This is a genomic window from Photobacterium sanctipauli (assembly GCF_003026495.1).
Taxonomy (GTDB): domain Bacteria; phylum Pseudomonadota; class Gammaproteobacteria; order Enterobacterales; family Vibrionaceae; genus Photobacterium; species Photobacterium sanctipauli.
The window spans coordinates 1-6,178 of record NZ_PYMA01000036.1; the positions used below are offsets into that span (position 1 = coordinate 1).

At 42.8% G+C, this 6,178-nt stretch carries 6 protein-coding genes and 1 pseudogene; 4 read left to right on the plus strand and 3 right to left on the minus strand.

The window, feature by feature from the left end; translation table 11 throughout:
- The first annotated feature begins 400 nt into the window (after nt 1-400).
- From C9I98_RS26175 to C9I98_RS26195, 4 genes are all read left to right on the plus strand, one after another.
- On the plus strand, nt 401-1,900 hold the full coding sequence (locus C9I98_RS26175) for a reverse transcriptase domain-containing protein (protein ID WP_107272674.1): 1,500 nt from the start codon (nt 401-403) through the stop codon (nt 1,898-1,900).
- Nucleotides 1,901-2,049: 149 nt separating this feature from the next.
- On the plus strand, nt 2,050-2,835 hold the full coding sequence (locus C9I98_RS26185; RefSeq protein WP_036828762.1) for a hypothetical protein: 786 nt from the start codon (nt 2,050-2,052) through the stop codon (nt 2,833-2,835).
- A 140-nt stretch (nt 2,836-2,975) separates the two neighbouring features.
- The gene (locus C9I98_RS26190) at nt 2,976-3,422 is read left to right on the plus strand and encodes a GNAT family N-acetyltransferase (RefSeq protein WP_036828759.1); all 447 of its coding nucleotides are present in this window, start codon (nt 2,976-2,978) and stop codon (nt 3,420-3,422) included.
- Between the two features lie 103 nt (nt 3,423-3,525).
- Complete coding sequence (locus tag C9I98_RS26195; RefSeq protein ID WP_051902542.1) at nt 3,526-4,035, plus strand: DUF4303 domain-containing protein; 510 nt, start codon at nt 3,526-3,528, stop codon at nt 4,033-4,035.
- Nucleotides 4,036-4,062: 27 nt separating this feature from the next.
- On the opposite strand, the gene istB is transcribed toward C9I98_RS26195, so the two are convergent.
- The 3 genes and pseudogenes from istB to C9I98_RS26210 all read right to left on the minus strand — a co-directional run.
- Nucleotides 4,063-4,803 carry an IS21-like element ISVch3 family helper ATPase IstB gene (gene istB, locus C9I98_RS26200; protein WP_036828756.1) on the minus strand — a complete coding sequence of 247 codons (741 nt, stop codon included), beginning with the start codon at nt 4,801-4,803 and terminating at the stop codon, nt 4,063-4,065.
- Nucleotides 4,804-4,813: 10 nt separating this feature from the next.
- Nucleotides 4,814-6,052, minus strand: a pseudogene (gene istA, locus C9I98_RS26205) (IS21 family transposase); the annotation flags it as partial.
- A gap of 31 nt (nt 6,053-6,083) precedes the next feature.
- Nucleotides 6,084-6,178, minus strand: a 95-nt coding sequence (locus C9I98_RS26210) for an IS3 family transposase (RefSeq protein ID WP_146153905.1), incomplete at its 5' end; no start/stop codon positions are given.

Genomic DNA, 6,178 nt, shown 5'->3' on the forward strand with positions numbered 1-6,178 from the left:
TATCGAGTATCTGCAAAGTAACGGGCGGTACATCACAGAGGCTTTAATGGGCAAAAAGTGCTTATAACAAAGCATTTAAGAGTGATTCGCAACGCTTGGCAGTTTCGCTTCGCTCAAGTATAGCCAAGTGTCGCTCACACCTTAATGCGGCGTTAACTGTCTTTCTACACATTAACTATTGATTTAGATAAAGTTTAGTGTATATTACGCAATAAGTTTCCCATGGAAACAACGGTATTGCCTTCTATCAATCAGCAATGGTTGATCTTCAGCTGTGAAATTCACACTGACGGGGGTGAGACGTCAAATTTTCATCAACCAAGTGGTAACTTACTTTTACTTGGGTTTATACCGTGGAAAGGCTCGAGCTAACGCTCGGGCTTTTTTGTATGAGGAATATATGAGTTTAGAAAAACATTTAGCAAGTGTGATTAAAGATGAAGCGAAAAAGCTAATCAAGAGATATCATGAATATCACAACCGTTTGCACTTGGAGCATGAGAGAAACAAAAAAAGACTCGGTGATTCAGCGCCCACTAAGATTGTTCATCAACCAGATTACTGGTCTATCGATAAAAAATTTAATCCCTTCTATGTATTAAAAAAGCATAAAAGTATCGCAAGATCCATTGCGAGAAAAATCGAAGATAGAACATACACCCCCAATGCTCCTCATATAAAAATCGTTCCTAAAGCTGATGGTGGGGAACGAAAGGTGTCTATTTTCCAGATTCCTGATGCAGCAGTATCGAAGTTGTTTTTTAATCGATTGTTAGCAAAGAATAAACACAGATTTAGCTCGTTTTCTTATGCTTACAGAAATGACCGAAATGTTCATTTTGCGATTCAAGACATCTCCGTTGACCTAAGGAGAAATGAGCGTACTTTTTTAGCTGAATTTGACTTTTCTGACTATTTTGGTTCTATCTCGCACGACTATTTAACTAAACAGTTTGACCAAAATGGCTTTTTCATTAGTCCAGAAGAAAGATTTGTAATCAAGGTTTTCCTGAAAGATAGAACCGTAGGTATACCTCAAGGTACTTCTATTAGTTTATTTTTAGCCAACTTAACATGTTGGAATTTTGACTCTGATCTAGAAAGAGAGGGAGTTAAGTTTTCTCGATATGCCGATGACACGATTGTTTGGACACCCGACTACTCGAAAATATGTAATGCGTTTGGCTTGATAAATCGATTTTCGAATGATGCAGGAGTAAAAATAAATGCTGCAAAATCGGAGGGTATATCATTGTTGACCAAAGAGGATTTTCCTTCAGAGATATCAGCTAAAAGTAGTTTGGATTTTTTAGGGTACACCCTATCAGTTGATAATGTTTCTATCAAAGATAAGTCAGTCCTTAAAATTAAAAAGCAAATTTCTTATATTCTATATAGAAATTTGATTCAGCCATTGAAGCAGTCATCTTTAGCAGGTCAAGAGATTCCAGCAAACGACAAAGATAAAAACTTCCTTAGTGCAATGATGCAAATTCGTCGTTATATGTACGGTGGATTGAGTAAAAAGCAAATTAAGGACTATCTATCAGGTCGTACAAAACGAATTTATTTTAAAGGCGTAATGAGTTTCTATCCGCTTGTAAATGATACGGAACAATTAACCGAGTTAGATGGGTGGTTATTATCTGTTATTCATCGTGCGGTTCAGCATCGAGAGAAATTATTACGTAATAACTGGAATTACAATCGTTCTCACAGTTTTCCATTTAACCAATCGCGAGAACAGCTATTGGAAGAGTGTGCTAAAACTAAGGTTAACGGTAAGTATTTACTAGAAATTCCGAGCTTTTTATTAGTGCATAAAGCACTGAAAAAAGGCTTGTTGGAATCTGGTATTGAGAAAGTTATGAACCCAGACTCTCTGAGTTACGATTACTGATAGACGCCAGTTAACAATCTGTTTAAGAGTGATTCGCAACGCTTGGCATTTTTGCTATGCGTTGCGTTTTGTGTTTAAGGTGGTATGCGGGAGCTTCAGTATTGCGTTGCTCACACCTTAACAGGGCGTTATAAATCATAGGAGGTCCAGTGTACATATTCGAAATAATTAAGCCAGGAACATGGCTTGTTAGCGAAGACAGAGATTGGTCATGGGAAGTTGAAGGATTATTAAGAAATATTGAAAGCCAATTCTATGAAGCAAACTTAACCTTAAATATGTTCTTGGGCTCCTTTGATTCAGAGCGCGATTTCCCAACAAGTGAACAGTGGCAAGCTGATGCGCAGAGACGTTCTGCAATACAAAAAGAAATAGAGGTGCAATATGCTAACCCCTATGACCATAGCGTTAGAGATGAAATTCACTTAGAAACTGAGATCCGCTTTAAGCGAGAGAAATGGCAAAGTGGCGAGTTACCTAGGGAGTTTTCTCACAATCAGTCATTTATTTATGCTCGTGCATTTTTATATGCTTTAGATTCGTTCGACAAGTTTTTAAAAGTATTGAAGAACTACCCTCAAGCTCCCTTAGTTATTAAGAAGCTTCATGATGAACTAGGTGAAAAGTTTCCAGATTTACGTGGTGTCCGCAATACAGCTCAGCACATGGAAGACAGATCGAGGGGGTTAGGTGCGGGGCGTAATCCAAAGCCACTAGATTTAAAGCCCATTGATAATCAATTAGTTAAATCTGAAGCAGGTGCTCTGGTACTTAACTGTTTAAATGGAACTAAGTATGGGAGCACGATGGCTGACGGACACTATGGCGAAGTTGATGTGTCACCTGAGTCAATGGAGAATTTACATTCTATATTTGTTCGTATACTTGAGGCGTTTGAATGGAAAGGGCCTAAAGTTCATTTGCCAAGCGTCTGATTTATAACAAACAATTTAAGAGTGATTCAGCACGCTCGGCGATTTTGGTTTGGGTCGGGTTTCGTGTTTACGGTGGTCCAATTGAGTGTCGTGGTTGCGTGCTTCACACCTTAATTGGGCGTTATGTGCTCGGAGGGAATATGGAAATTCAGAAGGTCCTAAAATCGGACTTAGAGGCAGTGACAAGGCTTGTTTCAGAGGTCTCAGACAACGATGTGCTTCCATTGTTTAATGAGCAGGGAAAGCAAGAGTATAAGGACAGAGTTTTACCTGACCTAGTGACAACTTTCGACCATGAGAAGTTTTCATCTGTTAAGGCCGTATCAGGTGGGGAAGTTCTTGGTTTTGCTGCTTTACGTGATGGGAATTATCTAACACATTTATTTGTTGCTAATTCGCAGCAAGGTTCAGGTTTAGGTCGTGCTTTATTGAATCATTTGCTCAATCAGACAGATGCTCGTGAAGTTAGCCTGCGTTCATCGGTAAATGCTGTTGAGTTCTACAATCGTAATGGTTTCGTAGCAACAGGTGAAGAAGCCGAGTTCAACGGAATTAGGTTCGTACCAATGTCTTTAGTACGCACATAACAAAGCATTTAAGAGTGATTCGCAACGCTTGGCGGTTTCGCTTCGCTCAAGTATAGCCAAGCGTCGCTCACACCTTAATGCGGCGTTATACATTTGGATCAATATGAAACTTAAGCAACTAGAAAATATGCTCTACAAGGCGACCAAATCAATAATAGTAAGGTTGTCGTCTGAGTTTCCGAAGCATCACTTTTATTACGTAGCTTTGGTCACAACTGGAGAGGGGCATCGACCTATATTTTCGGCTTGGTCTGATGAACTGTTGCAAACCGAAGCTTCATCCTTTGAAGACCGAGAAGAAATAAAATGGTCATATGCAGACTCACCGTTGTTTGGTTTCTGCGATAAATACTTCTCAGGTGTTGAACTTCTTTTGGACAATGTGACCTCTGAATATGGTTTTAGTGAAGAAACTACGGCAGCTCTTTTATCTGCGATGGAGTTGACTCTTAAGCGCTTGGATATTGAAGGTTACTTCGATAGCTTAAATTGTCGAAATAAACTTTATATCAATGCAGAAATCATGCCGCCAGACGCGACAAACGTTGATCGAGCATATAGTGCGTATTTCGGTGATTGCGATCGCTCGTTTCGGTTTATTCCGATCACCTGATCCTGCCGTTTTTCTCTCTTCCTATTTTTACTCTAAGTGATCGGATTGCGCCAGTTTTCTCATTGACTCACCTCCCAGTTCTATTCGATGACTATTGTGTACCAACCGATCCATTAGAGCGTCAGCGACAGTGGCGTTGCCGATCATGTTGTACCACTCCTTTACGGGTAGTTGACTGATGACGATTGTGCTGCTGTTTTGGTAGCGGTCTTCAAGCACCTCTAACAAGTGACCTGCATGCTCTTGAGTCAGTTTTTCCATTCCCCAGTCATCAAGGATCAGTAGAGCTTTCTTTGCCAGCGACTGAAGTTGTTTTTGATAGCTACCATCCAGACGACCTGCGGTCAGATCATCAAGCAAGCGAGTTAATCGGTAGTATCTGACCGTGTGTTGTTGGTCACAGGCGCTGGTTGCAAGTGCGCAGCCAAGATACGTTTTGCCTGCACCTGTTGGGCCTGTGATCAAGATGTTCTGGTGCTTGTGCAGATAACTTCCCGTCAGAAGTTCGCTCATCTGTTTGCGATTGAGGTTTCGCCCCTCCTTGTAGATGAGTTGACTCGGTTGCGCATCCACCCTCAGCTTTGCTTGTCGCTTTAAGCGTTCGATTTTGCTCTGATTACGATTCAAGATTTCACTTTCTAAGAGCAAGCTTAACCGCTCCTCGAAGTCGAGTTCTGCGTAGGTGGTCAGTTGCTCTTGTTGCTGCTCTAACGCTTTCGCTGCATGGCTCAAGCGGAGGGTTTTGAGTTGGTCGTTCAGTGCGTTCATATCCTTTCTCCTAGTGATAACAGTTCGGGCCTCGAACATTGCTGTGAACAAGGTTCGGTGTATTCGCTTTATCTTTACTCAGTTGTCCTTCACGATTATTTTTCAGCAGATTGCTGATGAAGGTGTAGTTCGGTTTTGTCAGCATCAGCGCATCTTTACAGGCTTGCTCTAAGCGCGATTCACCATGCATTTTGCTCAGATTGAGCATCCCAAGGCAGGAGCGATACGACTGCTCTGGATGAGGCTTGGAGTTGAGCATCTTATTGACAACTTCTCGTGTGGCTGGACCGATATTGGCTCCCCAGTTGAGCAGGCGTCCAGGCGACCACTTCTGATGTTGATGATTACTCGGCATATGTTCTGGTTGGGTGCTGTTTCCGCGCTCTCTTTGGCTGCGTGGATGCTGGGCGACCAAGTTACCTTGATGGTAAATCTGCACCAGACGGTTGGAGGCTTCCAGTTCGACATGGTGACCAACAAGTTGATGGGGGACTGAGTAGTAGTGGCGGCGATATTCGATGTGATAATCAGGCCCGACTTTGGCTCGTTTGGTTTCGGTATACAGGTAACGCTGTTTGGGGAGGGGCTTTAACGCAGGCTTATCGAGTTTGTCGAACAGCGCTTTACGACTTGCACCATACTGTTTCATCTCACGTTGGTTTAAGTCGTTCATAAGTTGACGGATGGCGAGATTCAGTTCCTTGAAGGTATGGAAGGTCTGGTGTCGTAGCCGCATCATGATCCAGCGCTCCACGAGGAGAACGGCATTCTCGGCCTTGGCTTTGTCTTTAGGTTTGTAGGGCCGAGCTGGCATTACGGCAGTTTGATAGTGATTTGCCAGTTTCTGATAACTATCGTTAAGCCTTGGCTCATAACGGTTAGCTTTGGTGACCGCGCTGCGCAGATTATCGGGAACCAAGAGTTGTGGTACGCCGCCGAAGTGTTCGAACGCATTTGCATGCGCCTCTAACCAGTATGACTTACCTTGGCTCAGGAAGGCTTCAACATAGGTGTAATTGGACGCACCCAAGGTCGCCACGAACACTTCTACTTCACGCACTTCACCTGTGTCAGGGTTGACTACGTGAAGCCGAGGCCCACAGTAGTCGATAAACAGCTTGTCACCTGCAACATGGAGCTGACGCATGCTGCGCTTTTGGGTTTTGAACCAGCGAGTGAAGTGCTCGCAGAACTGAGTATAAGCGTAAGCTTGCTCTTGATATTGCTCATGATACTCCTGCCAGAGCAACTGATCTGCTCCAGCCAGACTGGACACTTCATTAAGCGACATTTTGCTTTTCAAAGTTAACTGGGCTTAGGTACCCAAGAGCACTGTGCCTTCTCGTCTGATTATAATCAACCTCAATGTACTCAA

Excerpts from the sequence above, each read along its gene's own strand:
- C9I98_RS26175 (WP_107272674.1), top strand. The coding sequence starts at position 401 with ATGAGTTTAGAAAAACATTTAGCAAGTGTGATTAAAGATGAAGCGAAA.
- C9I98_RS26190 (WP_036828759.1), top strand. The coding sequence starts at position 2,976 with ATGGAAATTCAGAAGGTCCTAAAATCGGACTTAGAGGCAGTGACAAGG.
- C9I98_RS26195 (WP_051902542.1), top strand. The coding sequence starts at position 3,526 with ATGAAACTTAAGCAACTAGAAAATATGCTCTACAAGGCGACCAAATCA.
- istB (WP_036828756.1), bottom strand. The coding sequence starts at position 4,803 with ATGAACGCACTGAACGACCAACTCAAAACCCTCCGCTTGAGCCATGCA.